Source organism: Burkholderia sp. MSMB0856 (assembly GCF_001524645.2).
GTDB lineage: Bacteria > Pseudomonadota > Gammaproteobacteria > Burkholderiales > Burkholderiaceae > Burkholderia > Burkholderia diffusa.
In genome coordinates, this window is sequence record NZ_CP013427.1 from 882,235 (window position 1) to 907,562 (window position 25,328).

The 25,328-nt window shown below is 68.2% G+C and carries 26 protein-coding genes and 1 tRNA gene; 7 read left to right on the forward strand and 20 right to left on the reverse strand.

All coding sequences use genetic code 11. The features are described from left to right. Positions 1 to 11 precede the first annotated feature (11 nt). The gene (locus WS87_RS05145; RefSeq protein WP_059820173.1) at positions 12 to 836 is read right to left on the reverse strand and encodes a glycosyltransferase; all 825 of its coding nucleotides are present in this window, start codon (positions 834 to 836) and stop codon (positions 12 to 14) included. After that, the gene (locus tag WS87_RS05150; RefSeq protein WP_059820174.1) at positions 833 to 2,089 is read right to left on the reverse strand and encodes a lipopolysaccharide biosynthesis protein; all 1,257 of its coding nucleotides are present in this window, start codon (positions 2,087 to 2,089) and stop codon (positions 833 to 835) included. The genes WS87_RS05145 and WS87_RS05150 overlap by 4 nt, the downstream gene beginning before the upstream one ends. A gap of 242 nt (positions 2,090 to 2,331) precedes the next feature. On the opposite strand from WS87_RS05150, the gene WS87_RS05155 reads away from it, so the two are divergent. From WS87_RS05155 to waaA, 4 genes are all read left to right on the forward strand, one after another. After that, a complete protein-coding gene (locus WS87_RS05155; protein ID WP_059690756.1) occupies positions 2,332 to 3,726 on the forward strand; it encodes a phosphomannomutase/phosphoglucomutase in 1,395 nt (464 codons plus the stop codon). Positions 3,727 to 3,903: 177 nt separating this feature from the next. Next, on the forward strand, positions 3,904 to 4,899 hold the full coding sequence (waaC, locus tag WS87_RS05160) for a lipopolysaccharide heptosyltransferase I (protein ID WP_059530317.1): 996 nt from the start codon (positions 3,904 to 3,906) through the stop codon (positions 4,897 to 4,899). Between the two features lie 43 nt (positions 4,900 to 4,942). After that, positions 4,943 to 5,827 (forward strand): Kdo hydroxylase family protein, encoded by an 885-nt coding sequence (locus WS87_RS05165; RefSeq protein ID WP_059530314.1) that lies wholly within the window; start codon positions 4,943 to 4,945, stop codon positions 5,825 to 5,827. A gap of 37 nt (positions 5,828 to 5,864) precedes the next feature. Continuing rightward, entirely contained in the window at positions 5,865 to 7,223 is a 1,359-nt protein-coding gene (gene waaA, locus WS87_RS05170; protein ID WP_059820175.1) for a lipid IV(A) 3-deoxy-D-manno-octulosonic acid transferase, read from the forward strand. 60 nt (positions 7,224 to 7,283) lie between these two features. Here waaA and ureG read toward each other — a convergent pair whose 3' ends face one another. From ureG to hemN, 16 genes are all read right to left on the reverse strand, one after another. Next, positions 7,284 to 7,931 (reverse strand): urease accessory protein UreG, encoded by a 648-nt coding sequence (ureG, locus tag WS87_RS05175; protein ID WP_059820176.1) that lies wholly within the window; start codon positions 7,929 to 7,931, stop codon positions 7,284 to 7,286. Between the two features lie 14 nt (positions 7,932 to 7,945). Further along, positions 7,946 to 8,626 carry an urease accessory protein UreF gene (locus WS87_RS05180; RefSeq protein ID WP_059820177.1) on the reverse strand — a complete coding sequence of 227 codons (681 nt, stop codon included), beginning with the start codon at positions 8,624 to 8,626 and terminating at the stop codon, positions 7,946 to 7,948. After that, on the reverse strand, positions 8,613 to 9,215 hold the full coding sequence (gene ureE / locus WS87_RS05185) for an urease accessory protein UreE (RefSeq protein WP_059820178.1): 603 nt from the start codon (positions 9,213 to 9,215) through the stop codon (positions 8,613 to 8,615). Before ureE ends, WS87_RS05180 begins: the two co-directional genes overlap by 14 nt. A gap of 18 nt (positions 9,216 to 9,233) precedes the next feature. Then, positions 9,234 to 10,940: an urease subunit alpha gene (ureC, locus tag WS87_RS05190; protein WP_059820179.1), complete on the reverse strand. Its 1,707-nt coding sequence runs from the start codon at positions 10,938 to 10,940 to the stop codon at positions 9,234 to 9,236. A 28-nt stretch (positions 10,941 to 10,968) separates the two neighbouring features. Then, positions 10,969 to 11,274 (reverse strand): urease subunit beta, encoded by a 306-nt coding sequence (locus WS87_RS05195; RefSeq protein ID WP_059448107.1) that lies wholly within the window; start codon positions 11,272 to 11,274, stop codon positions 10,969 to 10,971. A 14-nt stretch (positions 11,275 to 11,288) separates the two neighbouring features. Beyond that, positions 11,289 to 11,591, reverse strand: a complete 303-nt coding sequence (ureA, locus tag WS87_RS05200) for an urease subunit gamma (protein ID WP_006048588.1) — start codon at positions 11,589 to 11,591, stop codon at positions 11,289 to 11,291. Positions 11,592 to 11,827: 236 nt separating this feature from the next. Next, positions 11,828 to 12,703, reverse strand: coding sequence for an urease accessory protein UreD (locus WS87_RS05205; RefSeq protein WP_059820180.1), 876 nt, complete (start codon positions 12,701 to 12,703; stop codon positions 11,828 to 11,830). Positions 12,704 to 12,888: 185 nt separating this feature from the next. Further along, complete coding sequence (gene urtE, locus WS87_RS05210) at positions 12,889 to 13,581, reverse strand: urea ABC transporter ATP-binding subunit UrtE (RefSeq protein WP_059820181.1); 693 nt, start codon at positions 13,579 to 13,581, stop codon at positions 12,889 to 12,891. A 4-nt stretch (positions 13,582 to 13,585) separates the two neighbouring features. Further along, on the reverse strand, positions 13,586 to 14,443 hold the full coding sequence (urtD, locus tag WS87_RS05215) for an urea ABC transporter ATP-binding protein UrtD (protein WP_059820182.1): 858 nt from the start codon (positions 14,441 to 14,443) through the stop codon (positions 13,586 to 13,588). Then, positions 14,440 to 15,624 (reverse strand): urea ABC transporter permease subunit UrtC, encoded by a 1,185-nt coding sequence (gene urtC / locus WS87_RS05220; protein WP_059820183.1) that lies wholly within the window; start codon positions 15,622 to 15,624, stop codon positions 14,440 to 14,442. Before urtC ends, urtD begins: the two co-directional genes overlap by 4 nt. Position 15,625: 1 nt before the next feature. Next, positions 15,626 to 17,245 carry an urea ABC transporter permease subunit UrtB gene (gene urtB / locus WS87_RS05225; RefSeq protein ID WP_059820184.1) on the reverse strand — a complete coding sequence of 540 codons (1,620 nt, stop codon included), beginning with the start codon at positions 17,243 to 17,245 and terminating at the stop codon, positions 15,626 to 15,628. Positions 17,246 to 17,385: 140 nt separating this feature from the next. Further along, positions 17,386 to 18,693 carry an urea ABC transporter substrate-binding protein gene (gene urtA / locus WS87_RS05230; protein WP_059699402.1) on the reverse strand — a complete coding sequence of 436 codons (1,308 nt, stop codon included), beginning with the start codon at positions 18,691 to 18,693 and terminating at the stop codon, positions 17,386 to 17,388. 533 nt (positions 18,694 to 19,226) lie between these two features. Continuing rightward, positions 19,227 to 19,550: a rhodanese-like domain-containing protein gene (locus tag WS87_RS05235; RefSeq protein ID WP_059820185.1), complete on the reverse strand. Its 324-nt coding sequence runs from the start codon at positions 19,548 to 19,550 to the stop codon at positions 19,227 to 19,229. A 14-nt stretch (positions 19,551 to 19,564) separates the two neighbouring features. Then, positions 19,565 to 20,221, reverse strand: coding sequence for a protein-L-isoaspartate O-methyltransferase family protein (locus WS87_RS05240; RefSeq protein ID WP_059530282.1), 657 nt, complete (start codon positions 20,219 to 20,221; stop codon positions 19,565 to 19,567). A gap of 104 nt (positions 20,222 to 20,325) precedes the next feature. Further along, the gene (locus tag WS87_RS05245) at positions 20,326 to 20,583 is read right to left on the reverse strand and encodes a hypothetical protein (RefSeq protein ID WP_059820186.1); all 258 of its coding nucleotides are present in this window, start codon (positions 20,581 to 20,583) and stop codon (positions 20,326 to 20,328) included. A 72-nt stretch (positions 20,584 to 20,655) separates the two neighbouring features. Further along, positions 20,656 to 22,047, reverse strand: coding sequence for an oxygen-independent coproporphyrinogen III oxidase (gene hemN / locus WS87_RS05250; protein ID WP_059820187.1), 1,392 nt, complete (start codon positions 22,045 to 22,047; stop codon positions 20,656 to 20,658). A gap of 170 nt (positions 22,048 to 22,217) precedes the next feature. Here hemN and WS87_RS05255 point away from each other — a divergent pair, with 170 nt between their 5' ends. The 3 genes from WS87_RS05255 to WS87_RS05265 all read left to right on the forward strand — a co-directional run bounded on the left by WS87_RS05255 (position 22,218) and on the right by WS87_RS05265 (position 24,167). Continuing rightward, positions 22,218 to 22,535: a YkgJ family cysteine cluster protein gene (locus tag WS87_RS05255; protein WP_059820231.1), complete on the forward strand. Its 318-nt coding sequence runs from the start codon at positions 22,218 to 22,220 to the stop codon at positions 22,533 to 22,535. 141 nt (positions 22,536 to 22,676) lie between these two features. Further along, a complete protein-coding gene (locus tag WS87_RS05260; protein WP_059820188.1) occupies positions 22,677 to 23,258 on the forward strand; it encodes a DUF1439 domain-containing protein in 582 nt (193 codons plus the stop codon). A gap of 78 nt (positions 23,259 to 23,336) precedes the next feature. Continuing rightward, positions 23,337 to 24,167: an undecaprenyl-diphosphate phosphatase gene (locus tag WS87_RS05265; protein ID WP_059820189.1), complete on the forward strand. Its 831-nt coding sequence runs from the start codon at positions 23,337 to 23,339 to the stop codon at positions 24,165 to 24,167. 110 nt (positions 24,168 to 24,277) lie between these two features. Here WS87_RS05265 and trmB read toward each other — a convergent pair whose 3' ends face one another. Both trmB and WS87_RS05275 read right to left on the reverse strand, forming a co-directional pair. Continuing rightward, positions 24,278 to 25,045, reverse strand: coding sequence for a tRNA (guanosine(46)-N7)-methyltransferase TrmB (trmB, locus tag WS87_RS05270; protein ID WP_059530270.1), 768 nt, complete (start codon positions 25,043 to 25,045; stop codon positions 24,278 to 24,280). 132 nt (positions 25,046 to 25,177) lie between these two features. Further along, a tRNA-Gly gene (locus WS87_RS05275) sits at positions 25,178 to 25,252 on the reverse strand. Positions 25,253 to 25,328: the final 76 nt, after the last annotated feature.

Here is a 25,328-nt window from a genome sequence, read left to right on the forward strand (position 1 = left end):
CCGGATGCGGACTACGCGGACGGACGCGCCGCGAACAGCGTCCGCTTGATCCGCTGCAACGTGCGGTATGGCGTCACGAAATGCAGCAGGTTCTTGGCGAGGCCGGCCCAGTCGTACGGGTTCAGCACGTTGAAGTGTCGCAGCAGCAGCGATAGCGTCGATATCAGCTGGCGGCGGCGCTTGGTCGCGCTGATCCCGCCCTCGTTGAGCTCGTAGTAGAGGCCGAGCTCGGGCAGGTTCGCGCAATCGTAGCGTTGCATTAACCGTAAAAAAAGATCGAGATCCTCGGCCGCGCGGTACTTCGCCCGATAGTTGCCGACTTCGCGCACCGCGTCGATGCGCAACATGACCGATGGATGCACGAGCGGCGAGCGCAGGAAGCGCGTGCGGCGCAGCGTGTGCGGATCGGCGGGCGGCGTCAGCATGAAGCGCGGCTCGCCGGCGCGCGACACGACCTGGGTCCACATGCCGACGCAGGCCACGCGCGGGTGGGCGTCGAGATACGCGCGCTCTTTCGCGAGGCGCTGCGGCGCGGCGAGGTCGCCGGCGTCGATGCGGGCCGCATAGCGGAAGCCGCGCGCCGCGAGCGCATCGATGCCGGCCTCGAGCGCGCGCTCGATGCCGCCGTTTTGCGGCATGCGCAGCACTTCGACCGCGAGGCCGGGCAGGTCGGGCACCGCGATCGGCGGCGTGCTGCCGTCGTCGACGATCAGCACGTGCACCGGCGCGTTCTCACGAAACGACGCGAGGGTGCGCACGACGTCGTCGTGGCCGTTGTAGGCCGGCATCAGCACGGCCACGTCGTCGAGCGGGGGCGGGCAATCGGGAGACGTCATGGGCGCAGCTTGATACGAATGTAATAAAAGTTAACGGCGGCGGCGACAACATAGCCGGCCGCCAGCCCGACGAGCGCGCCGTACAGGCCGAGCCGGGGGATGGCGAACACGTTGACGAGCGCGGCGATCGCGAGCGCGAGCACCCATTTCGCCAGCAACACGAATTTTGCTTGATATTTGAGAACGATAAGATTGCCTATCGCCTCGATGCCGGCCGGGACGGACAGCCAGACGGCCCAGCGGAAGATGTCGACCGACGCCTCGTAGCCGCGGCCGAACACCTTGCCGACGATAAGCGGCGCGGCCGCGTCCAGCACCAGCGCGCCGGCCGTCATCAGGCCGGCGGTCATCGCGATCAGCCGGACGATGTTGCGGCGCAGCCGCGCGACGTCCTGCACGCGGTACACGAACGCGGGCGCGATGGTCTGCGCGAGCATCAGTGCGAGCGTGATCCAGTTCTCGTTGAGCTGCTGGGCCGCCGAATAGCGGCCGAGGTCGGCGAACGACACGTGACGCTCGAGCATCAGGCGGTCGAGCTTCAGGAACAGATACATGCAGATCAGGCCGAGCCAGAACACGGTGCCGGCGGTGGCGAAGTGCCCGAACAGCGGTTTGTCGAACGTCCAGCCGAGCGTGCCGCCGTTACGATGGCGGTAGTAGAGCAGCAGCGCGAAGCCGATCGCGGCGGCCTCCAGCGCCCACAGCCACGCGAAGCGGGCAGGGCCGGCGGCCGCGCGGACCAGCAGCCAGACGCACAGCGCCTTCGCCAGCGCGGTGACCATGCTGGTCACGAGCTGCGGCTTGCTGTAGGTCATGCTCTGCAGCCACGCGTTGATCACGCCGACGAATGGCTCGCGGAACACCATCGTGACCGCGAGGCCCGCGAGCATCGCGCCGACGAGCGGGTCGAACGCGCCGGCGCCGATCGCGACCCAGGTCGCGACGAGCGCGGCGGCGGACACGCCGATGCGCAGCGCGAATGCGCTGCCGAGCACCGCGCCGAGTTGCGCGGGCGGGCGCTGGACGATGGTCGGAACCAGGATTTCGGCGCCGCACACCCAGGTGAGCGGCGCCAGTACGAGGAGAAGCGTATTCGCATACTGCCACTTGCCGAACACGTCCGGCCCGAAATAACGGGCCAGAAGACCGCTGATCGCGATCGCGACGCCGATCTGCGTGAGCCGTTCGAGCCCAAGCCAGACGAGGTTCGCGACGGCTTTCGCGACATCCGGGTTGCCGAATCGCTTCAGCATGCGGGGCAGCCGCACGCGCGCGAGGCGGCTGGCAGGGCGCCCGGAGGCGGCAGGGTGGCGGCGGCGGAACGGCTAGGCATTAAAATGGGCGGAATCCGCGTCATCAAAACCCGCGATTATAAGTTGGATCGGGGCCGCTCCAGCCGTCCCGTTCCTTGCAGCGCCGGGCCCGCAGGTATGATGCCGGGCATGCGCGAAAGGCGGCCAGACTATTTTCCATGCACGCAACCGAGAGAGAATCGATGATCTCCCAATCCATCTTCAAGGCATATGACATTCGCGGTGTGGTCGGCAAGACGCTCGACGCCGACACGGCGCGCGGGATCGGCCGGGCATTCGGCAGCGAAGTGCGCGCACAGGGCGGCGACGCGGTCGTCGTCGCGCGCGACGGCCGCCTGTCGGGGCCCGAACTCGTCGGCGCACTCGCCGATGGCCTGCGTGCGGCGGGCGTCGACGTCGTCGACGTCGGCATGGTGCCCACGCCGGTCGGCTATTTCGCGGCGAGCGTGCCGCTCGCGCTGAAGGGCGGCGAGCGTCGCGTCGATTCGTGCATCGTCGTCACGGGCAGCCACAACCCGCCCGACTACAACGGCTTCAAGATGGTGCTGCGCGGCGCGGCGATCTACGGCGAGCAGATCCAGGCGCTGTACCGCCGCATCGTCGACGAGCGCTACGAGACGGGCAGCGGCTCGTACGAGGCATTCGACGTCGCCGATCAGTACATCGAGCGCATCGTCGGCGACGTGAAGCTCGCGCGCCCGCTGAAGCTCGTCGTCGACGCCGGCAACGGCGTCGCGGGCCCGCTCGCGACGCGCCTGTTCAAGGCGCTCGGCTGCGAACTCGTCGAGCGTTTCACCGACATCGACGGCACGTTCCCGAACCACCACCCCGATCCCGCACACCCGGAAAATCTGCAGGACGTGATCCAGGCGCTGAAGGACACCGATGCCGAGCTCGGCTTCGCGTTCGACGGCGACGGCGATCGCCTGGGCGTCGTCACGAAGGACGGCCAGATCATCTTCCCGGACCGCCAACTGATGCTGTTCGCGGAGGAAGTGCTGTCGCGCAACCCGGGCGCGCAGATCATCTACGACGTGAAGTGCACGCGCCATCTCGCGCAGTGGGTGAAGGCGAAGGGCGGTGAGCCGCTGATGTGGAAGACGGGCCATTCGCTCGTGAAGGCGAAGCTGCGCGAGACGGGAGCACCGCTCGCGGGCGAGATGAGCGGCCACGTGTTCTTCAAGGATCGCTGGTACGGTTTCGACGACGGTCTCTACACGGGCGCGCGCCTGCTGGAAATTCTCGCGAAGGCGGCCGATCCGAGCGCGCTGCTGAACGCGCTGCCGGACGCGATGAGCACGCCCGAACTGCAGCTCTGGCTCGACGAAGGCGAGAACTTCCGCCTGATCGAGAAGCTGCAGAAGGAAGCGAAATTCGACGGTGCGGACGAGGTCGTGACGATCGACGGCCTGCGCGTCGAATACCCGGACGGCTTCGGCCTCGCACGTTCGTCGAACACGACGCCGGTCGTCGTGATGCGGTTCGAATCCGAGACCGAGGAAGGGCTCAAGCGCATCCAGGACGACTTCCGCCGCGTGCTGACGGCCGCGAAGCCGGACGTCAAGCTGCCGTTCTGAACCCCGGCGGCCTGCGGGCCGCCGCCGGCGCGACGATGGTCGAACGATCGTCGCGCCATCCCCGAAAAGCGGCGCACGCCGACGGCGTGCGGCCGCTTTTTGCCTGTGTGGTCCCCCGGGCGCGATAAAATCGCGTCTTTATGCCTGTCGCCGGCCGTCCGCTGGCGTTTTTTCAGCGTGCAAAAGATCCTGATCGTGCGCGTGTCGTCGCTGGGCGACGTCGTGCACAACATGCCGGTGATCGCCGATATCCGGCGTCGCCACCCCGACGCGCAGATCGACTGGCTCGTCGAGGAGAGCTTCGTCGACCTCGTGCGGCTCGTCGACGGCGTGCGCGACGTGCTGCCGTTCTCGCTGCGCCGCTGGCGCAAGAAGCCGTTCTCGGGTGCGACGTGGCGCGAGATCCGCGCGTTCCGCAAGCGCCTCGCGGCCGAGCAGTACGACCTCGTGATCGACTGCCAGGGTCTCATCAAGACGGCGTGGGTCGCGAGCTGGGCGCGCGGCCCGCTCGCGGGCCTCGGCAACCGCACCGACGGCGCGGGCTACGAATGGCCGGTGCGCTTCTTCTATCGCAAGCGCGTGCCGATCGCGCCGCGCACGCACGTGGTCGAGCGTTCGCGCCAGCTGGTCGCGGCCGCGCTGGGCGACCCGGCGCCGACGCCGGCCGATCCGGTCGACTTCGGCCTCGATACGCGTGCGGCGGCGCTCGCGGTCGCGGCGCTCGGACTGAACTTGCCGGTGCCGTACGTGGTGTTCGTGCATGCGACGTCGCGCGCCGACAAGCAGTGGCCGGACGCCGCCTGGATCGAGCTCGGCCAGGCGCTCGTGCGGCGCGGTGCGTCGCTCGTGCTGCCGTGGGGCAACGACGCGGAGCGCGCGACCAGCGAGCGGCTCGCGAAGGAATTCGGCGCGGCGGCGATCGTGCCGCCGAAACTGTCGCTGCCGGCCGTCGTCGGCCTGATCGACGGCGCAGCCGCGACGGTCGGGGTTGATACAGGTCTGGTTCACATCGCGGCCGCGCTGAAGCGTCCGACGGTCGAACTGTACAATTTCGCGACGGCCTGGCGCACCGGCGGTTACTGGTCGCCGAACGTCGTCAACCTCGGCACGGCGGGGCAGCCGCCGTCGATCTCGCAGGTGAAGGCGGTGCTCGCGGGCTTCGGTCTGCTGTGATGCCCGTCATGCCTGCCCTGCCCGTCACGCACGCGAACCGATCATGAGCGAATCCCAGATCATCGAAGTCCCGTCCGCCGACTGGAGCGGACACAACCTGTCGGTGCCACGCGAGCAGCTGCTCGCCGCGGTCGAGGAAGGCAAGGTGCTGTATTTCCCTCACCTGCGCTTCGCGATCGAAGGCGGCGAGGAAGCGCTGCTCGATCCGGCGCTCGCCGATCCGAAACGCAAGAACATCAGCCTTGCGCCGAACGGCGGTGCGCTCGCCGGCGTGCTCGGCGACAGCGTTACGCAGTCGGCCGTGCGCGCGCTGGTCGCGCGCTTCCAGCAGCAGGCCGGCACGCTCGTCGACGGCCTCTTTCCCGAATACCGCGGCAAGCTTCGCGTCGCGCCGACGAGCCTGCGGCTGATGCAGGTCGAGACGCGCCAGACGTCCTGGCGCAAGGACGACAGCCGGCTGCACGTCGACGCGTTCCCGTCGCGGCCGAACTACGGCGAGCGGATCCTGCGCGTGTTCACGAACGTGAACCCGGCCGGCCAGCCGCGCGTGTGGCGCGTCGGCGAGCCGTTCGAGGACGTCGCGAAGCGTTTCCTGCCGAAGATCCGGCCGCAGTTCCCGGGTTCGGCGTGGCTGCTGAACCTGCTGCACGTGACGAAGTCGCCGCGCAGCGCATACGACCACCTGATGCTGAACCTGCACGACAGCATGAAGGCCGATCTCGACTACCAGAAGACCTGCCCGCAGCAGACGATGCCGTTTCCGCCGGGCAGCGTGTGGATATGTTTCTCGGACCAGACTTCGCACGCTGTGATGTCCGGCCAGTTCATGCTCGAGCAGACCTTCTTCCTGCCGGTCGACGCGATGGTGCGTCGCGAATGCGCGCCGCTCGGGATTCTCGAGCGCCTGCAGGGCAGGGCGCTGGTTTGAGCGCGCACCGCATCCTTCACGGTTTCGGAGCCCGCGCATGCTGAGGGCGATCTATCGCGCGCTGTGGTGGCTCGTCGCGCCGATCGCGGTCATCCGGCTCTATGTGCGTTCGCGCAAGGAGCGCGGCTATCGCGAGCACATCGGCGAGCGCTTCGGTCACGTCGCGGGCCGGTCGCCGGACGATCGCACGCCGCTGATCTGGGTGCATGCGGTGTCGGTCGGCGAGACGCGCGCCGCCCAGCCGCTGATCGATGCGCTGATGCATGCGCGTCCCGACGCGCGCATTCTGCTCACGCATATGACGCCGAGCGGCCGCGCGACCGGCGAGCAGATCTTCGGCGATCGCGTGCTGCGCTGCTATCTGCCGTACGACATGCCGGGCGCGGTGCGGCGCTTCCTGCGCGCATGGCGGCCGACGCTGGGTCTCGTGATGGAAACCGAGGTGTGGCCGACGCTGATCGACGAGTGCCGCCGCGCGGACGTGCCGCTCGTGCTGACCAACGCGCGGATGTCCGCGCGCTCGCATCGACGTGCGGCGAAGTTCGGCGCTGCGACGCGCGACGTGTTCGGCGGCTTCTCGCGCGTGCTCGCGCAGAGCCCGGCCGACGCGGAGCGGCTGACGTCGCTCGGCGCACGCAACGTGACGGTGCTCGGCAACCTGAAGTTCGACATGACGACGCCGCCTGAGCTGGCGGCGCGTGGCCATGCATGGCGCGACGCGATCGGCACGCGGCCGGTGTGGGTCGCCGCCAGCACGCGCGAGAACGAGGAGGCGCTGGTGCTGCAGGCGTTCGCCGCGATGAAGACGCCCGGCGCGCTCCTCATTCTTGTGCCGCGTCATCCGCAGCGCTTCGCCGAAGTCGAGGCGCTCGTCGAGCGCAACGGGTTCAAGTGCGTGCGGCGTTCGGTGTGGGGTGCGGACGCGGCGGCGCTCGCCGCGGGTCGGCCCGCCGCGGCCGAACCGTTGCCGGCCGACGTGACGGTGCTGCTCGGCGATTCGATGGGTGAGCTCGGCGCTTACTATGCGGCCGCCGACGTCGCGTTCATCGGCGGCAGCCTGCTGCCGCTCGGCGGGCAGAACCTGATCGAGGCCTGCGCGGTCGGCGTGCCGGTGCTGATCGGGCCGCACGTGTTCAACTTCACGCAGGCGACCGCCGATGCGGTCGCGGCCGGTGCGGCGATGCAGGTCGCGGATCCGCTCGATCTCGCGCACGTGCTCGACGCTCTGTTCGCCGACAAGGCACGGCGCATCGCGATGGGCGCGGCCGGTGCCGCGTTCGCGTCGCGCCATCGCGGCGCGACGGCGCGCTCGGTCGATGTGCTCGCGGCGCTGCTGCCGCCGGTGGAGAACGGCGGGCGTGCGATGCACGGCGCAGCCGACGCGTCCGACGACTAAGCGGGCGGCGCAAGGCCGTTTCCCCCGGGTAGACGTGGCGGCATGCTGCCGCCGCGTCGCTCAAACCGTCAACAACCCCTTCTTCTCGATGAACGCGACGACATCCGCGACGCCGTCAAGCGCCTTCAGGTTCGTCATCACGTAAGGCCGCTCGCCGCGCATCTTCTTTGTGTCCGACGCCATCACGTCGAGGTTCGCGCCGACGAGCGGCGCAAGGTCCGTCTTGTTGATCACGAGCAGGTCGGACTTCGTGATGCCGGGGCCGCCCTTGCGCGGAATTTTCTCGCCGCCCGCGACGTCGATCACGTAGATCGTCAAGTCCGACAGCTCGGGGCTGAACGTCGCCGCGAGATTGTCGCCACCCGATTCGATGAACACAATGTCGGCGTCGGGAAAGCGCGACAGCATCCGGTCGACGGCCTCCAGGTTGATCGACGCATCCTCGCGGATTGCCGTATGCGGGCAGCCGCCCGTCTCGACGCCCATGATGCGTTCCTCGGGCAGCGCGCCCGCGACCGTCAGCAGGCGCTGGTCTTCTTTCGTGTAGATGTCGTTCGTGATCGCGACGAGGTCGTAGCGCTCGCGCATCGCCTTGCACAGCATTTCGAGCAGCGTGGTCTTGCCGGAGCCGACCGGGCCGCCGATGCCGACGCGCAGCGGCGGCAGTTTCTTGGTGCGGCGGGCGGAGGAGAGAGCGGGTGCGTTCATGGCGTGGGTGGGATTCAGGAGCGGAACAACCGCGAATACTGGGTTTCGTGCCGCGCGGACAGGATGCCGAGCTGCGGCGCGAACGTGTTGATGGCGTCGGGCGGCGTCGCGAGAGCGCGGCGCACGGCCGCGTCGATCGCGCCGCGCAGCGCGACGATGATGCGCTGGCCGGCGAGCTGGCCGAGCGGCACGGCTTTCAGCGCGGCCGACGTCTGGTTCTCGACCCAGCCGAATGCATAGGCGGCGAGCGTCGCGTCGGCGCCGGCATCGTGCGCGGCGGCCGCGTAGGCGAACGCCGTCGGCAGCGCGATCGGCGAGATCGACGCGAGCGTCGCGCGGCGCGCGGCATCGCCCCATTCGAGCGACGCGCAGAGTTGCGCGAGCGACCAGCCCATCTGCTCGGTTTCGCGGCGCAGCTCCGACGATTCGCGGCTCGCGACGAACCACGCATTCTCGCGTGTGAGCGCATCGGCGTCGTGCGCGTGCCAGCGCGCGAGCTGGTGCGCGAGGAACGGCAGCTCGCCGTGCGCGAGCACGTCGGTCAGTCCGCTCGCGATCCAGTCGCGCGCGGTATCGGCGTCACGGATCAGGTTTGCGTCGAGCGCGGCTTCGAGCCCCTGCGAATAGCTGAACGCGCCGATCGGAAGCGCGGGCGACGCGAGATGCAGCAGCGCGACGAGCTCAGTGGTGGTCATGACCGTGGTGGCCGTGCGCGCAGCCCGGACCATGCTGATGATCGTGATCGTGATCGTGATCGTGCGAGTGGCCGTGATGTTCGCCGAATACCTGCTGCGCGAGTGCGTAATCCTCGGCGAACGTCGCGTCGTGTCCGTGCTTGTGGCCGCCGCCGTATGCGCCGGCTTCCGGCTGGAACGGTGCGCTGGTTTCTTCGACCTGCGTGCCGAGCCGGCGCAGCATGTCCGCGAGCACCGGATCGGCTTCGAGCTTCAGGTAGCCGTCACCGATCTCGACCGGCGTGTGACGGTTGCCGAGGTGATACGCGGCGCGCATCAGCGTAAGCGGATCGGCCGCACGCACGAGCAGCACGGTCTCGGGCGCCGCGGCGACGCGCACGAGCGCGCCGTCGTCGGCGACGAGCACGTCGCCGTCGCGCAGCACGGTGCCGCGCGGCAGCAGGACCGCAACGTCCTCGCCGGTGTCGAGCGTCGCCGCGAGGCGGCTCTTGCAGCGGGCGTCATAGGCGAGCGTGAGCGTCGGCGCGCGCGCGACGAGCGACGCGGCGAGCTTCACGTTCGGGGCAATGCGTTTGTCGAGGGTGCGCATGGAACGAAAAACCGGAAATCAGAACAGGAAATAGCGCTGCGCCATCGGCAGCACCGTCGCCGGCTCGCAGGTGAGCAGCTGGCCGTCGGCGATCACGTCGTAGGTTTCGGGATCGACGCTGATCGACGGGCGCCATGCGTTGTGGATCATGTCGGCCTTCGTCACGTTGCGGCAGTTGCGCACGGGCACGACGCGTTTCGCGAGCCCGTAGCGTTCGGCGATGCCCGCATCGGCGGCCATCTGCGACACGAAGGTCAGCGACGTGCGCGCGAGCGCACCGCCGCGCGTGGCGAACATCTCGCGGTAGTGGACGGGCTGCGGCGTCGGAATCGACGCGTTCGGATCGCCCATCTGCGCCATGGCGATCATCCCGCCTTTCAGGATCATCGACGGCTTGATCCCGAAGAACGCGGGCTCCCACAACACGAGGTCGGCCCACTTGCCGGGTTCGATCGAACCGACTTCGTGCGCGATGCCGTGCGTGAGCGCCGGGTTGATCGTGTACTTCGCGACGTAGCGTTTCGCGCGGAAGTTGTCGTTGCGTGCGCCGTCCTCGGGCAGCGCGCCGCGCTGCACCTTCATCTTGTGCGCGGTCTGCCAGGTGCGGATGATCACTTCGCCAACGCGACCCATCGCCTGCGAGTCGGACGACAGCATCGACAGCGCGCCGAGATCGTGCAGGATGTCCTCGGCCGCGATCGTCTCTCGGCGGATCCGCGATTCGGCGAACGCGAGATCCTCGGCGATCGACGGATCGAGGTGGTGGCACACCATCAGCATGTCGAGATGTTCGTCGAGCGTGTTGATCGTGTACGGGCGCGTCGGGTTGGTCGACGACGGCAGCACGTTCGCCTCGCCGCACACCTTCAGGATGTCGGGCGCGTGGCCGCCGCCCGCGCCTTCGGTGTGGTACGTGTGGATCGTGCGGCCCTTGAATGCGGCGACCGTCGATTCGACGAAGCCGCCTTCGTTCAGCGTGTCGGTGTGGATCGCGACCTGGGTGTCGGTGTCGTCGGCGACCGACAGGCAGTTGTCGATCGCGGCGGGCGTCGTGCCCCAGTCTTCATGCAGCTTCAGGCCGATCGCGCCGGCCGCGATCTGCTCGACGAGCGGCTGCGGCAGGCTCGCATTGCCCTTGCCGAGGAAGCCGAGATTGATCGGCCAGCCGTCGGCGGCCTGCAGCATCCGCTCCATGTGCCACGGGCCCGGCGTGCAGGTCGTCGCGTTGGTGCCGGTGGCCGGCCCCGTGCCGCCGCCGAGCATCGTCGTGACGCCCGATGCGAGCGCCTCGTCGATCTGCTGCGGGCTGATGAAGTGGATGTGCGTGTCGATGCCGCCGGCCGTCACGATCAGCCCTTCGCCGGCGATCACTTCGGTCGCCGCGCCGATCGCGATCGTCACGCCCGGCTGGATGTCCGGGTTTCCCGCCTTGCCGATCGCGGCGATGCGGCCGTTCTTGATCGCGATGTCGGCCTTCACGATGCCCCAGTGATCGAGGATCACGGCATTCGTGATGATCGTGTCGGGCACGTCGGCGGCCACCCGCTGCGATTGGCCCATCCCGTCGCGGATCACCTTCCCGCCGCCGAATTTCACTTCCTCGCCGTAGGTGGTGAAGTCGCGTTCGATCTCGATCAGCAGTTCGGTATCGGCGAGCCGCACGCGGTCGCCCGTCGTCGGCCCGAACATTTCCGCGTATGCGCGGCGGCTCAAGCGTAGTGTCATGTGCTGTTCCTGAAGAGAGGGGAGCGGCTTACAGCGGCCCCATCACCTTGCCCTGAAAACCGTAGACGGCGCGTTCGCCGGCCAGCTCGACGAGCTCGACGGTGCGCGTCTGGCCCGGCTCGAAGCGCACGGCCGTGCCGGCCGCGATGTTGAGCCGGAAGCCGCGCGCGGCTGCGCGGTCGAAGGACAGCGCGTCGTTGACTTCGAAGAAGTGGTAATGCGAGCCGACCTGCACCGGGCGGTCGCCGGTATTCGCGACGACGAGCGAGACCGTCGCGCGGCCCGCGTTCAGTTCGTGCTCGCCGTCGTCGGTGAGGATTTCGCCGGGGATCATGCGTGCTACCTCGGTCACGGAATCGGGTGGTGGACGGTGACGAGCTTGGTGCCGTCGGGGAAGGTCGCCTCGACCTGGATGTCGGGAATCATCTCCGGCACGCCTTCCATCACGTCGTCGCGCGTGAGCAGCGTCGTGCCGTAGTGCATCACCTCGGCGACGGTCTTGCCGTCGCGCGCGGCTTCCATCAGCGCGGCGGTGATGAACGCGACCGCTTCCGGATAGTTGAGCTTCAGCCCGCGCGCGCGACGGCGCTCGGCCAGCAGCGCCGCCGTGAAGATCAGCAGCTTGTCCTTTTCTCGGGGAGTCAGTTTCATGAAGGCAGTCGTTCAGGAAAACGTAATTTTTATCGGTGCGCGGGGTTCCGGCCGGGGCGCGGGTCATCGTAGCACCGCGCCGTTTTTCGTGCGTCGTGTAGCCGTTATGTAAGCAGCAAGGTGCGTGCCATGTCGATGGAACGGGCTTCGATGCGCGATCGTGGTGCGCGATGCATGAATCGTGGGCAGGGTGGACGGCGCGGCTGCGCCGAAACGGTGCGTGCCGGGCCGCGTGCTCAGGTCTGCCAGAGGCGCAGCGGCCGTGCGTCGACGCCGTGCACCAGCGGCCGCAGGTAAAGCCAGCAGTCGGCGAAGTGACGCTGCAACGCTTCCATCGACGTCGATACCGCGCGCACCAGCACGACGCCCGGCGTCACGCAGGTCGCGCCCGCGCGCAGTGCGTCGTCGAACGGCATCCGCGCGGCGAGCGCTTCGGCGAGCGCGGCATCGCACGCGGCGCCGGCCGCCCACAGCGTGCCGTACACGGGAAAGCCGCCGAGGCCCTGCAGCGCGCCGCGCAGCGGATCGTGCGCGTCGAGCAGCGCGCGCTCGGTCCATAGCGGCCGGCCGTCGGCATCGACGAGTGCCGAACCCGACGCAATGCGGCCGGCCGACCACGTTTCGCCGGCCGCCTGACGGCCGAGCTGCGTCGCGTCCCAGCCGATCGCGCTCGCGCCGGCGCCGAGCGTCACCGTGAAGTCGAGCGCGGCGTGGGCCGCGTCGAAGAACAGGTTGTTCTGCGGGAGCCAGTCGAGCTTCGCGTGCTCGCCGACCGTGATGCCGATGCGCTGCGTCGCGTCGAGGCCGTTCGACTTGTACCACTTGGTCGCGCCGGGTGTCGTCAGCACCGCGTGCGTGCCGTCGCCGAGCGTGATGTCGATGTCGAGCCGGTCGCCGCCCGCGACGCCGCCCGGCGGGTGAACGATGACCGCGTGGCAGATCGCGTCGCCTTCCGGATACAGCGGCCGCTGGACGCGCAGCGGGCCGTCGTGCAGCCGGTGGACGAGCGTCGTGCGCGCGCCGTGCCGCTCGAAACCGAGTTCGAGACGGCCGCGCCACGACTTGGCGACGGCGGGGCGGGACAGCGGGGCGTGGGAATCGAGGGCGGACATCGGCGGGAAGCTGGAGACGGGCGCGGTGATCGGAGATGCTACCGCAACACTATACGCTTGGGTGTTCGGGATGCCGAACGAGGCGACGGGGAGGGGCGGCGGCGCGGCGGCGATGCCGACGTTCGCCCGACATGCGTCGATCGCCGGCACCTCGCGGCAACGTCATCGCGTGCCGCATTCCTCGGCTACACCGCGATCAGCTCGCGCACGCCGTTGGTTTCCATGTCGCGCGCCTCGCCACCCGCGATGACCTCGCCGCGGCTCATCACCCAGTAATGGTCCGCGATCGAGCGCGCGAAGTCGTAATACTGCTCGACGAGCAGCACGGTCATTTTCGATTCGTCGACGAGCTGGCGCAGCGTGCGGCCGATGTCCTGGATGATCGACGGCTGGATGCCCTCGGTCGGCTCGTCGAGGATCAGCAGTTGCGGCTCGCTCATCAGCGCGCGGCCGATCGCGAGCTGCTGCTGCTGGCCGCCCGACAGGTCGCCGCCGCGCCGTGCGCGCATGTCCTTCAGCACCGGGAACAGGTCGTAGATGCGGTCGGGCACTTTCGACGGCGCCTTGCGGCTCGCCGCGCCGACGAGCAGATTCTCCTCGACGGTGAGGCGCGGAAAGATGTCGCGGCCCTGCGGCACGTACGCGAGGCCGGCCGCGACGCGCGCATACGGCGGCAGTGCGCCGAGCGCCGTGCCGCGCCACGACACGCTGCCGCTCTTCGCGGCGACGACGCCCATCAGGCAGCGCAGCAGCGTGCTCTTGCCGACGCCGTTGCGGCCGAGCAGCACGGTGAGCTTGCCGTCGTCGGCGGCAAGCGTGACGTTGCGCAGGATATGGCTGCCGCCGTAATACTGGTTCAGTGCATCGATCTTCAGCATTGGATTACCGTCCGAGGTAGGACTCGATCACCGCGTCGTCGCGCTTGACCTGATCGAGCGTGCCTTGCGCGAGCACCGCGCCTTCGGCCATCACCGTCACGCGGCCCGTGTCGCCCGCGAGCGCCGCGACGAACTCCATGTCGTGCTCGACGACCATCATCGAGCAGGTGCCGCGCAGCGTGTTCAGCAGCTTCGCGAGTTCCATCGTCTCGTGGTCGGTCATCCCGGCGGCCGGCTCGTCGAGCAGCAGCAGAGCCGGGCGCTGCATCAGCAGCATGCCGATCTCGAGCCGCTGCTTCTGCCCGTGCGACAGCTCACCGGCCGCGCGATACGCGTCGCTTTCGAGGCCGATCAGCGCGAGCGTCTCCTCGATCTTCGCCTGCGCGGCGCGGTCGAGCCGCGCGCGCAGCGACGCGAGCCAGCCCTTGTCGGTCTGCATCGCCAGTTCGAGGTTTTCCCACACCGGATGCTGTTCGAACACGGTCGGCTTCTGGAACTTGCGACCGATCCCCGCACGCGCGATCTCGGGTTCGTTCATCCGCGCGAGGTCGATGGTCTGGCCGAGAAACACCTTGCCCGCATCAGGGCGCGTCTTGCCGGTGATCACGTCCATCATCGTCGTCTTGCCCGCGCCGTTCGGGCCGATCACGCAGCGCAGTTCGCCCGCGTCGATCGCGAGCGACAGCTTGTTCAGCGCGCGGAAGCCGTCGAAGCTCACCTCGATGTCCTCGAGGTAGAGGATCGTGCCGTGCGACGTGTCGATGCCGGGCGGCACCACGCGGCTCATCGATGCGGTGCCGCTGACGGTCAGCAGCTCGTCCTCGGCCGGTGGCGTGAACTGGTAGAGGGCCGTGCCGTTCATGCGCGTTTCCCCTTTGCGAGCAGCGTGTCGACGAGGCCCATGATGCCGCGCGGCAGCAAGAGCGGCACGAGGACGAAGATCAGTCCGAGAAAGAACAGCCAGTACTCGGCGAAGTAAGCGGTAAAGAGGCTCTTCGCACCGTTCACCGCGAACGCGCCGACGATTGGCCCGATCAGCGTGCCACGCCCGCCCACCGCGACCCAGATCGCCATTTCGATCGAGTTGCCGGGCGACATCTCGCCGGGGTTGATGATGCCGACCTGCGGCACGTACAACGCGCCTGCGATTCCACACAGCACGGCCGACAGCGTCCACACGAACAGCTTGTACGCGAGCGGGCTGTAGCCGAGGAACATCAGCCGCGTCTCGCCGTCGCGCACCGCGGTGACCACGCGCCCGAGCTTGCTGGTGACGATCGCGCGCGCGGCGATGAACGCGAGCACGAGCGTCGCGAAAGTCAGCAGCAACAGCACCGTGCGCGTGCCGGGCGACGTGATCGGAAACCCGGCGATGCGCTTGAAGTCGGTGAAGCCGTTGTTGCCGCCGAAACCCGTCTCGTTGCGAAAGAACAGCAGCATCGCGGCAAACGTCAGCGCCTGCGTGATGATCGACAGGTACACGCCCTTCACGCGCGAGCGGAACGTGAAGAAGCCGAACACCCATGCGAGCACGGCCGGCACGAGCACGACCAGTGCGAGCGCCCAGGCGAGATGCTGAGTGCCGCTCCAGTACCAGGGAAGCTGATGCCAGTCGAGGAACACCATGAAGTCGGGCAGGTCGCTGCCGTACTTGCCGTCGCGGCCGATCTCGCGCATCAGGTACATGCCGATCGCATAACCGCCGAGCGCGAAGAAGAGGCCATGGCCGAGGCTCAGGATTCCGCAGTAACCCCACACGAGATCGAGCGCGAGCGCGGCGATCGCGTAGCACATCAGCTTGCCGGTGAGCGTCATCGCGTACGCGGACAAATGGAACGCGCTCGACTCGGGCGCGACCAGCGCGGCGAGCGGCACGCCGATGCCGATCGCGATGCACAGCGCGACGAGCGCGAGCCACGCGCGGCGCGACAGCAGCGCGGGGCGGGGCGGCAGGCCGAGCGCGAAACCGTCTGCGCGCGCGGAGGCAGCGGGCTTCGGCGCGTCGGCGATCGGGTTCGACAACGAATCGGTGATTGAAGTCATGTCAGGCCTCCGCGCTGCGTCCCTTCGGGGCGAACATGCCCTGCGGACGTTTCTGGATGAACAGCACGATCATCACGAGCACCGCGATCTTCGCGAGCACGGCGCCCCAGAACGGCTCGATCGCCTTGCTGACGAGGCCGAGCCCGAAGCCGCCGAGCACGGTGCCGGCGATCTGGCCGACGCCGCCGAGCACGACCGCCATGAACGAATCGATGATGTAGTTTTGCCCGAGGTCCGGGCCCACATTGCCGATCTGCGACAGCGCGCAGCCGCCGAGGCCCGCGATGCCCGCGCCGAACGCGAACGCATACGCGTCGACGCGCGCGGTCTTCACGCCGACGCACGCGGCCATCCGGCGGTTCTGCGTGACCGCGCGCACGAACAGGCCGAGCCGCGTCTTCGTCAGCACGCCCCAGGCGACGCACACGACCGCGAGCGCGAACGCGAGGATCGCGAGCCGGTTGTACGGCAGGATCAGGTTCTGCATCACGGTCACGCCGCCGCTCATCCACGACGGGTTCACGACCTGCACGTTCTGCGCGCCGAACAGCATGCGCGTCGCCTGGATCAGGATCAGGCTCACGCCGAAGGTCGCGAGCAGCGTCTCGAGCGGGCGGCCGTACAGGTGCCGCAGCACGAGTCGCTCCAGCGCGATGCCGACCAGTGCGGCCGCCGCGAACGACACCGGCACCGCGACGAGCGGATACCAGTCGAATGCCGCCGGCGCATAGCGCTGGATCAGCGTCTGCACGACATAGGTTGCGTACGCACCGATCATCAGGAATTCGCCGTGCGCCATGTTGATTACGCCGATCAGCCCGTATGTGATCGCGAGGCCGAGCGCCGCGAGCAGCAGCACGCTGCCGAGCGACAGGCCCGCGAACACGGTGCCCGCGATCTCGCCGCGGCGCTGCAGCGCGTGCAATGCGTCGAGCCCTTGCTGCGCGGCTTCGCGCACGCGTGCGTCGGGCTCGGAGAAACTGCCGTCCGTATTCTTCGCGACGAGCGGGCGCAACTGCTCGATCATGTCGAGGTCGCGGCGCGCGGCCACCACCTGCACGGCTTCGAGACGCTTTGCCGGATCGGCATCGTGCAGCGCGGCGATCGCCCATAGCGCGTCGAGGCGGCGCTTCAATGCCGGATCGGTTTCCTTCGCGCGGGCGCGATCGATCATCGGCTTGAGTGCCGGGTCGGGCGACTTCAGCAGCGCGTCGATTGCATCGCGGCGCGCGGCGACATCGGGCGAGGCGAGGGCGAGACCCGACAGCGCACCGGCGATCTTCGTGCGCAGCAGGTTGTTCAGAAGCACGGGCTGCGCGTCGCCGGCCGGCGTCGCGGCCTGCGTGAGCGCGTCGTGCGCGGTGTCGCCGGTCTGGATCAGCAGGCGTCCGTCGCCCGTCGCGAGCGCGTCGCCGGTCGACAGCGCATTGAGCAACGCGACGGCGCGCGGATCGGCATCGGCGGCGAGATGGTCGATCGCGGTCGTCTTCGCGTCGAAGTCGTCGCCGGCGAGCGCGGCGGTATCGGCCGCCGTCAGGGCGAACGCGGCACGCGGCAGCGCGCCCGCCAGCGCGGCGCAGGCGACGACCGCGACGGCGGCGCGGCGAAAGCGTGTAGGCATCGGGAAATCCTGTCGGGCGTGGGAAAGCGAATGCGTGCGGCGGTGCGCGAGCGCGTGCGGCGCGTTACCGCAATCGCGGCGAGTGCCTGCACCGGCCTGCGAACGGAGCGCCAGGCCGGTGCGCGGCGCTCCGCATCGCATCAGGCGAGCGCCGCGCGCTGCCGGCGCAGGAACGCCGGAATCGAGCTGACGATGTCCGGCTTGCCCTGGTTGCCCGCGATGAACGGGCTCCACGGCTGCGCGCGCACGGCCGTCTTCGTCTTCCACACGACGTTGAACTGCCCGTCGCCGCGAATCTCGCCGATCATCACCGGCTTGTGCAGGTGATGGTTGCCGTCCATCGAGAGCGTGAAGCCCGACGGCGCGGCAACCGTCTGTCCGATCATCGCGACGCGCACCTTGTCGACGTCGGTGCTCTTCGCCTTCTCGACCGCCTGCTTCCACATGTGGATGCCGACGTAGGTCGCTTCCATCGGATCGTTGGTCACGCGCTTCGCGCCGCCCGGCAGGTTGTTCGCCTTCACCCACGCGGCGAACTGGTCCTTGAACTTCGTGTTCGTCGGGTTCTTCACCGACATGAAGTAGTTCCACGCGGCGAGATGGCCGACGAGCGGCTTCGTGTCGATCCCGCGCAGCTCTTCCTCGCCGACCGAGAACGCGACCACCGGCACGTCGGTCGCCTTGATCCCCTGGTTGCCGAGCTCCTTGTAGAACGGCACGTTCGAATCGCCGTTGATCGTCGAGATCACGGTCGTCTTACCGCCCTGCGCGAAGTTCTTGATGTTCGCGACGATCGTCTGGTAATCGCTGTGGCCGAACGGTGTGTAGACCTCCTGAATGTCGGCGTCTTTCACGCCCTTCGATTTCAGGAACGCACGCAGGATCTTGTTGGTCGTGCGCGGATACACGTAGTCGGTGCCGAGCAGGAAGAAGCGCTTCGCGCCGCCGCCTTCCGCGCTCATCAGGTACTCGACGGCGGGGATCGCCTGCTGGTTCGGCGCGGCGCCCGTGTAGAACACGTTGCGCGACATTTCCTCGCCTTCATATTGCACCGGGTAGTAGAGCAGGCCGTTCAGTTCCTCGAACACCGGCAGCACCGACTTGCGCGACACCGACGTCCAGCAGCCGAACACGCACGCGACCTTGTCCTGCGTGAGCAGCTGGCGCGCCTTCTCGGCGAACAGCGGCCAGTTCGATGCGGGGTCGACGACCACGGGCTCGAGCTTGCGGCCCATCACGCCGCCGCTCTTGTTGATGTCGGCGATCGTCATCAGCGCCGTGTCCTTCAGCGACGTTTCGGAGATCGCCATCGTGCCCGACAGCGAATGCAGGATGCCGACCTTGATCGGACCCGTGCCCGCATCGGCCGCGTGCGCGAACGGACTCTTGCCCGCCAGCGCGAGTGCACCGGCCATCGAACCGAACTTCAGCAGACTGCGACGTTTCATCGAGTTCCCCTTGACGTGTTGGATAGGCGTGCGCCGTGCCGGCGCCGGCATCGGACTAACGCAAGGCATGTGCCAGTCGCACCGATGCACGCCGGGCGTGCCTGTGCGGGGTGGCGCGGGGCGTCGGTGTGGTGCGCGTGACGCGTCGTGCAGCATGCGCGATCCGTTGCGGTGCAGTCGCGCGGGCGCAAATGGTGCACGGCGCGCGCCCGGGTGCGAGCGCGAAGGTCACTTGTTTAGAGACGCGCGGAACGTGATCGATGCGGATGCATCCGGCCGCGTCGTGCCGCGGTGATCGTGAAGTACGACGGGAAGGGCGAGGCGCTCCGCTCGACGGGGGGCCATGTTCGGGTGACCGCCGCCGTTCGTCATCGAACGAACGCGGATGGGCGACGCGGTGAAGCAATCGAAGAAGGAGGAAGCAGAAACGCAAACGGGCGCGCCATGCGCGCCCGTTCGGCGGATCGGAGCGATCGGCTGCAACGGGCCGGTCGCCGTGGCGGCGCGCGATGCGCCGCCGGAAGGTCAGTCACTCAGTAACGCGGCACGGACGGATCGACGTCGCGCGACCACGCGTCGATCCCGCCCTGCAGGTTGTACAGCTTCGTGAAGCCGCGCGATTCGAGGAACATCGCGACCTGGGCGCTGCGCATCCCGTGATGGCACACGCAGACGATTTCCGCTTCGTCGTCGAGCTCCTCGCTGCGCGCGGGGATCTGCTGCATCGGGATCGACATGCTGCCGGCGATCTGCGCGGTCGAGATTTCCCACGGCTCGCGCACGTCGAGCACGATCGGCGCGGGACGCGCCGGATCGCGAAGCCATTCCGCGAGCATCGCGGGCGTCAGGATCTGCATGGAAGCTCCGCCGCTCAGAACTTGAAGCGCGACGGTTCGATCGCGTTGACGAGGTGATTGACGTAGGTTTCGAACACGTCGGCGACACGGTACTGCTTGTCGTCGATGCGCGTGATGATCTGCGCCTTCATCACCGGACGGCCGCCGACGAACGCCGACAGGCGGCCGCCGATCTTCAGCTGTTCGAGCATCTGCTGCGGCACGACCGGCAGGCCGCCCGCGACGCAGATCACGTCGTACGGCGCCTTGTCGGGCCAGCCGAGCGAGCCGTCGCCGAGCACGACTTCCGCGTTCGTCACGCCGTCGTTGCGCAGGTTGTCCGCCGCGAACTTTGCGATGGTCGGATCGATATCGACAGCCGTCACGTGCTGTGCGCGATGCGCGAACAGCGCGGCCAGGTAGCCCGAACCCGCACCGATCACGAGCACGTTTTCGTGCTTCTTGACCGCCAGTTCCTGCAGCACGCGCGCTTCGACGCGCGGAAACAGCATCTTGCTGCTGCCGCCGGGCAGCGGCAGCTCGAGGTCGGCGAACGCGAGATCGCGGTGTTCGGGCAACACGTAGTTTTCACGCTTGACGATCGCCAGCAGGCCCAGGACGTCCAGATCCAGCACGTCCCACGGCCGGATCTGTTGTTCGATCATGTTGAAACGCGCGTTTTCGATATTCATGGTGTGGTCACGCAGCCAGGTCGGCCATCAGCGGGGGTAGAGAAACTTCGTGATTGTACCAAACGGGGCAGCGGCGAAGCCTTCAGACGGCCTGCAACAGACCTTTACCCCTTGCTCTTCTTGATCTGCGCCTCGAACGCGAGGTCGAGCTTGCTCGCCTTGCGCGGCTTTTTGGGGCCGAATTCGTCGACGAACCTGACGAATTCGTCGAGCGGCAGCGGCTCGCTGCGCTTCTCGGCAGAGCCGCCGGAGCGGTCGACCAGATAGAACAGGCCGCCCGCCATCGCGACGGCCGCGAATTGCGGGTTGCCGGAACGGGTCTTCAGGCGTTCGACCGCGTTGGTTGCTTTGGTGGTGCGCATCGTGCGGATTCTTGCAGGGGCGTTGAGCCCCTTACTTTATCAAACCGGCCGCCCGCATGCGGCCGTGCGGCGTCAGACCGTGCGCGAGTAGCGTTGCCGCGGCGTCTGGCCGAGGTAGGCGTCGAACGCCATTGCGATGTTGCGCACGACCATTCGGCCGGCGGGGTGGATCGTCAGGCGGTCGCCGGCGATGGTCAGCAACCCGTCCTGCTCGAACGCGCGCAGCGCGTCGAGCTCGCGTGCGAAGTGATCGGCGAAGCGGATCCCGTGCGCGGCCTCGATATGCGAGAACGGCAGTTCGAGGTTGCACATCAGCTGGGTGATCACGTCCCGGCGCAGCCGGTCGTCGGCCGTGAGCCGCACGCCGCGCGCGATCGGCAGCCGGCCCGCGTCGAGCGCGGCGCCATACGCCGGGAGGTCCTTCGCGTTCTGCGCGTAGACGTCGCCGACCTTGCCGATCGACGACACGCCGAAGCCGACCAGGTCCGTATCCGCGCGCGTGCTGTAGCCCTGGAAATTGCGCTGCAGCGTGCCGTTTTGCTGCGCGCGTACGAGTTCGTCGGTCGGCCGCGCGAAGTGATCCATGCCGATGTACACGTAGCCGGCCTGCGTCAGCATGTCGATCGCGAGGCCGAGCAGCGCGACGCGCGTCGCGGGCGGCGGCAGCGTCGCGTCGTCGATCTGCCGCTGCATCTTGAACAGGTGCGGCATGTGCGCGTAGCCGAACACCGAGAGGCGGTCGGGCGCGAGTTCGATGATCGTCTCGAGCGTGCGCGCGAACACGGCGACCGTCTGGTGCGGCAGCCCGTAGATCAGGTCAACGCTGACCGAATGGAAGCCCGTCGTGCGTGCGGTCGACAGCAGGTCGGCCGTCATCGCGAGCGGCTGGATCCGGTTGATCGCCTGCTGCACGACCGGGTCGAAATCCTGCACGCCGAGGCTCAGCCGGTTGAAGCCGATGTTGCGCAGGTGCACGAGCGTCGCGGGCGTGACCGTGCGCGGGTCGATCTCGATCGAGAACTCCGCGTCGGTGTCCGGCGCGAGCGCGAAGTGTTCGCGGGTGGCCACCATCAGTTCGGCCGTTTCGTCGTCGGACAGGAAGGTCGGCGTGCCGCCGCCCCAGTGCAGCTGCGTGACCGGACGCGCGGGATCGAACAGCGCGGCCTGCAGCGCCAGCTCGCGCTTCAGTTGCTCGAGATACGGGCGCGCGCGGCCGCGGTTGTTGGTCGCGATCTTGTTGCAGCCGCAATAGAAGCAGGCCGTGTTGCAGAAGGGGATGTGGAAGTACAGCGACAGGTCGCTCGACGACGCGCCGGGATCGCCCGCGGCGCGCACGTAGTCGGCCGGGTCGAAATCATCGCGGAACTGCAGAGCGGTGGGGTAGGACGTATAGCGCGGCCCGTTCGCGCCGTACTTCGCGAGCAAATCGGGACGGAACAGGGTGTCGGCAGAACCGGAACTCATGATGGTCTCGCGCTTTTTAGATGCTTTCGAGTATATAAACGCGCATTCTGGCTGCATTGTGTAATAACGTCGCAGCCGGCGGTGGCACAATGCGCAGTGGGCTGCCGCACACTGCGTCCGGTTGCCGCACCGTTTTTCGTTGTTCGTGAGAGAGCCGAGTGTCCGTCGAAATGCCTGTCCGTCCGGCGCCCGCCGATGCCCCGCCGCCGCATGCGTGCCGTGAACGGTGCGGCGCGTGCTGCATCGCACCGTCGATTTCCTCGCCGATTCCGGGGATGCCCGACGGCAAGCCGGCCGGCGTGCGCTGCGTGCAGCTCGGCGACGACCTGCGCTGCCGGATCTTCGGCCGGCCTGAGCGTCCCGCGTGCTGTTCGGGGCTGCAGCCGTCAGCCGAGATGTGCGGTGCGTCGCGCGACGACGCGCTCGCGTGGCTGACGCGCCTCGAGGTCGCGACGCAGCCGTCGCTCGGTGCCGGCGCGGCTCGCTGACGCATTGCCCGCGCTGCCGCCCACCGGCATGCGCATGGAACCGGCGACATGCGCCGAAGCACTAACTTCGGTCCCCGGCCCCGCTTGCGGCCGAGCCGGTAACCCGACTGCCGCTTCGCCCGATACAGGAGATTGTTCAGCATGACCGCATCTTGCACGCCCGGCCGGCGCCGCTTCCTCGCCGCCTGCGCCGGCGCCATCGGCGTGTCGGTATCGCTCGCCGCCTGCGCGTCGACGTTCCCGTTCATCCCCGATCACTACACGTTCTCGCGCGGCGACGTGCAGAAAGCCGTCGCGCGCAAGTTTCCGTACCAGAAGACGGTCGCGCAGGTGGTCGACGTGTCGCTCGCCAATCCGGCCGTCAACCTGCTGCCCGACCAGAACCGCGTCGCGGTGCAGCTCGACGCGCATTTCGCGAGTCCGTTCCTGCGCGAACCGGTGAGCGGCAAGTTCATCGTGTCGGGCCAGCTCGCTTACGACGCGCCGAGCCGCTCGGTCGTGCTGAAGGCGCCAGCCGTCGACAGCCTCGTGCTCGACGGCAACGCGCAGATGTACGCGCAACAGGTCGGCGCGGCCGCCGGCCTGCTCGCCACGCAGGTGCTGACCAACTACCCGATCTACACGTTCAAGCCCGAGCAGCTGCAATTTGCCGGCGTGAACTACGAACCCGGTACAATTACGATTCTTACAAACGGCATACGCGTGGCGATCGTCGAAAAGTGACGGCGCACCGCGCGCGGCCGGGCGGGCCGCGGCGGTGACGCGGCCCTTTCTTTCGACTACTTCGGAGTTGGGCCACGGATGGACTGGATCCTGATCTGCAAGGCATTGATCCTCGGCGTCGTCGAGGGGCTGACGGAATTCCTCCCGGTGTCGAGCACCGGCCACCTGATCGTCGCGGGCAGCTTCCTGAATTTCAACGATGCGCACGCGAAGACCTTCGACGTCGTGATCCAGTTCGGCGCGATCCTCGCGGTCTGCTGGGAATACCGGCAGCGGATCGTGTCCATCGTGACCGGGCTGCCGAGCCGGCCCGACGCGCGGCGCTTCACGCTGAACGTCGTGATCGCCACGATTCCCGCGATCGCGCTCGGCCTGCTGTTCGAGAAGAAGATCAAGGCCGTGCTGTTCTCGCCGGTGCCGGTCGCGTTCGCGCTCGTCGTCGGCGGCGCGATCATCCTGTGGGCCGAGGCGCGGCAGCGCGAACGCGGCGAGCCGCCGCGCGTGCAGTCGGTCGATGCGCTCACGCCGCTCGACGCGCTGAAAGTCGGCATCGCGCAATGTTTCGCGCTGGTGCCGGGCATGTCGCGTTCGGGGTCGACGATCATCGGGGGGATGCTGTTCGGCCTCGACCGGCGCGTTGCGACCGAATTCTCGTTCTTCCTCGCGATTCCGATCATCTTCGGCGCGACGCTTTATGAAACGGTCAAGGACTGGCAGGCGTTCACGGTCGATTCGCTCGGCCTGTTCGCGCTCGGGCTCGTGGCCGCGTTCGTCAGCGCGTTCGTGTGCGTGCGCTGGCTGCTGCGTTTCGTCGCGACGCACGACTTCACCGTGTTCGCGTGGTACCGGATCGCGTTCGGCCTGTTCGTGCTGCTGGTGGGTTACAGCGGGTGGCTGAACTGGGCGTGATGCCGGTGCGGGGGTGAGGGCGCATCCAATAGAAAACGGCCCGATCGGCAGCAGATGCCGGTCGGGCCGTTCGTTATTGCGCGGCGAGTCGCGTGCGTTGCGCGCCGTGTTCAGCTGGCGCGTTTGCGGAACACCAGGTCCCACACGCCGTGGCCGAGCCGCAGCCCGCGCCGTTCGAACTTCGTGACGGGGCGGTAGTCGGGGCGCGGCGCGTAGTCGGCGGCCGTGTTTTCGAGCGTCGGTTCGGCGCCGAGCACTTCCAGCATCTGTTCCGCGTAGTTTTGCCAGTCGGTCGCGCAGTGCAGGTATGCACCGGGCTTCAGGCGCGATGCGAGATGCGCGACGAGCGGCGGCTGGATCAGCCGGCGCTTGTGGTGGCGCGCCTTGTGCCACGGATCCGGGAAGAAGATGTGCACGCCGTCGAGGCTTTCCGGCGCGAGCATGTGCTCGAGCACCTCGACCGCGTCGTGCTGGATGATGCGGATGTTCGGCAGGTCCTGCTCGCCGATCAGCTTCAGCAGCGCGCCGACACCCGGCTCGTGCACCTCGACGCCGAGGAAGTCGTCGCCCGGGCGGTGCGCGGCGATTTCCGCGGTCGATGCGCCCATCCCGAAACCGATCTCCAGGATACGCGGCGCGCGGCGGCCGAACACGGCGTCCCAGTCCGGGATTTCCGCCGCGTACGGAACGACGAAGCGCGGGCCGAGATCGTCGAGCGCGCGGCGCTGGCCGGTCGACACGCGGCCGGCGCGCGTCACGAAGCTGCGGATGCGGCGGCGGTGCAGCGGGTTGACTTCGTCGGCGCCGTCGGCGGCTTCGTCGGGAAGGGCGGCGTCGTCCGGCGGCAGGCCGGCTTCGTTCGGATCGTCGTGCATCATCGGTGACAGAGAAAGGCTCGGTTCGGGCGCGGGCCCGTCATGCGCAGCGGCGCTACCGGATGAACCGGCAGATGGTACAAAAAAGCCGCCTTCGACGAGGCGGCTCTTGCGCAGGCTGCGAGCAGCCGAAGGTGGAGCGGGCGATGGGAATCGAACCCACGTCATCAGCTTGGGAAGCTGAGGTAATGGCCATTATACGACGCCCGCAGAACGCGTAATTCTACAGGGGTTCGGGTGGGGATGGCAAGCGTCGGATTCTGGCTGCTGGCATCGAAACTGGCAT

What these genes read in the sequence shown, in the direction of transcription:
- urtB (WP_059820184.1), bottom strand. Translation starts at nt 17,245, where the DNA reads ATGCCTACACGCTTTCGCCGCGCCGCCGTCGCGGTCGTCGCCTGCGCC.
- ureA (WP_006048588.1), bottom strand. Translation starts at nt 11,591, where the DNA reads ATGAAACTGACTCCCCGAGAAAAGGACAAGCTGCTGATCTTCACGGCG.
- ureG (WP_059820176.1), bottom strand. Translation starts at nt 7,931, where the DNA reads ATGAACGCACCCGCTCTCTCCTCCGCCCGCCGCACCAAGAAACTGCCG.
- waaA (WP_059820175.1), top strand. Translation starts at nt 5,865, where the DNA reads ATGCTGAGGGCGATCTATCGCGCGCTGTGGTGGCTCGTCGCGCCGATC.
- WS87_RS05145 (WP_059820173.1), bottom strand. Translation starts at nt 836, where the DNA reads ATGACGTCTCCCGATTGCCCGCCCCCGCTCGACGACGTGGCCGTGCTG.
- urtC (WP_059820183.1), bottom strand. Translation starts at nt 15,624, where the DNA reads ATGACTTCAATCACCGATTCGTTGTCGAACCCGATCGCCGACGCGCCG.
- urtD (WP_059820182.1), bottom strand. Translation starts at nt 14,443, where the DNA reads ATGAACGGCACGGCCCTCTACCAGTTCACGCCACCGGCCGAGGACGAG.
- WS87_RS05205 (WP_059820180.1), bottom strand. Translation starts at nt 12,703, where the DNA reads ATGTCCGCCCTCGATTCCCACGCCCCGCTGTCCCGCCCCGCCGTCGCC.
- trmB (WP_059530270.1), bottom strand. Translation starts at nt 25,045, where the DNA reads ATGATGCACGACGATCCGAACGAAGCCGGCCTGCCGCCGGACGACGCC.
- WS87_RS05235 (WP_059820185.1), bottom strand. Translation starts at nt 19,550, where the DNA reads ATGCAGATCCTGACGCCCGCGATGCTCGCGGAATGGCTTCGCGATCCG.
- urtE (WP_059820181.1), bottom strand. Translation starts at nt 13,581, where the DNA reads ATGCTGAAGATCGATGCACTGAACCAGTATTACGGCGGCAGCCATATC.
- WS87_RS05150 (WP_059820174.1), bottom strand. Translation starts at nt 2,089, where the DNA reads ATGCTGAAGCGATTCGGCAACCCGGATGTCGCGAAAGCCGTCGCGAAC.
- ureE (WP_059820178.1), bottom strand. Translation starts at nt 9,215, where the DNA reads ATGCGCACCCTCGACAAACGCATTGCCCCGAACGTGAAGCTCGCCGCG.
- WS87_RS05195 (WP_059448107.1), bottom strand. Translation starts at nt 11,274, where the DNA reads ATGATCCCCGGCGAAATCCTCACCGACGACGGCGAGCACGAACTGAAC.
- WS87_RS05240 (WP_059530282.1), bottom strand. Translation starts at nt 20,221, where the DNA reads ATGAATATCGAAAACGCGCGTTTCAACATGATCGAACAACAGATCCGG.
- urtA (WP_059699402.1), bottom strand. Translation starts at nt 18,693, where the DNA reads ATGAAACGTCGCAGTCTGCTGAAGTTCGGTTCGATGGCCGGTGCACTC.
- WS87_RS05155 (WP_059690756.1), top strand. Translation starts at nt 2,332, where the DNA reads ATGATCTCCCAATCCATCTTCAAGGCATATGACATTCGCGGTGTGGTC.
- WS87_RS05265 (WP_059820189.1), top strand. Translation starts at nt 23,337, where the DNA reads ATGGACTGGATCCTGATCTGCAAGGCATTGATCCTCGGCGTCGTCGAG.
- WS87_RS05180 (WP_059820177.1), bottom strand. Translation starts at nt 8,626, where the DNA reads ATGACCACCACTGAGCTCGTCGCGCTGCTGCATCTCGCGTCGCCCGCG.
- ureC (WP_059820179.1), bottom strand. Translation starts at nt 10,940, where the DNA reads ATGACACTACGCTTGAGCCGCCGCGCATACGCGGAAATGTTCGGGCCG.
- WS87_RS05165 (WP_059530314.1), top strand. Translation starts at nt 4,943, where the DNA reads ATGAGCGAATCCCAGATCATCGAAGTCCCGTCCGCCGACTGGAGCGGA.
- WS87_RS05260 (WP_059820188.1), top strand. Translation starts at nt 22,677, where the DNA reads ATGACCGCATCTTGCACGCCCGGCCGGCGCCGCTTCCTCGCCGCCTGC.
- WS87_RS05245 (WP_059820186.1), bottom strand. Translation starts at nt 20,583, where the DNA reads ATGCGCACCACCAAAGCAACCAACGCGGTCGAACGCCTGAAGACCCGT.
- hemN (WP_059820187.1), bottom strand. Translation starts at nt 22,047, where the DNA reads ATGAGTTCCGGTTCTGCCGACACCCTGTTCCGTCCCGATTTGCTCGCG.
- WS87_RS05255 (WP_059820231.1), top strand. Translation starts at nt 22,218, where the DNA reads ATGCCTGTCCGTCCGGCGCCCGCCGATGCCCCGCCGCCGCATGCGTGC.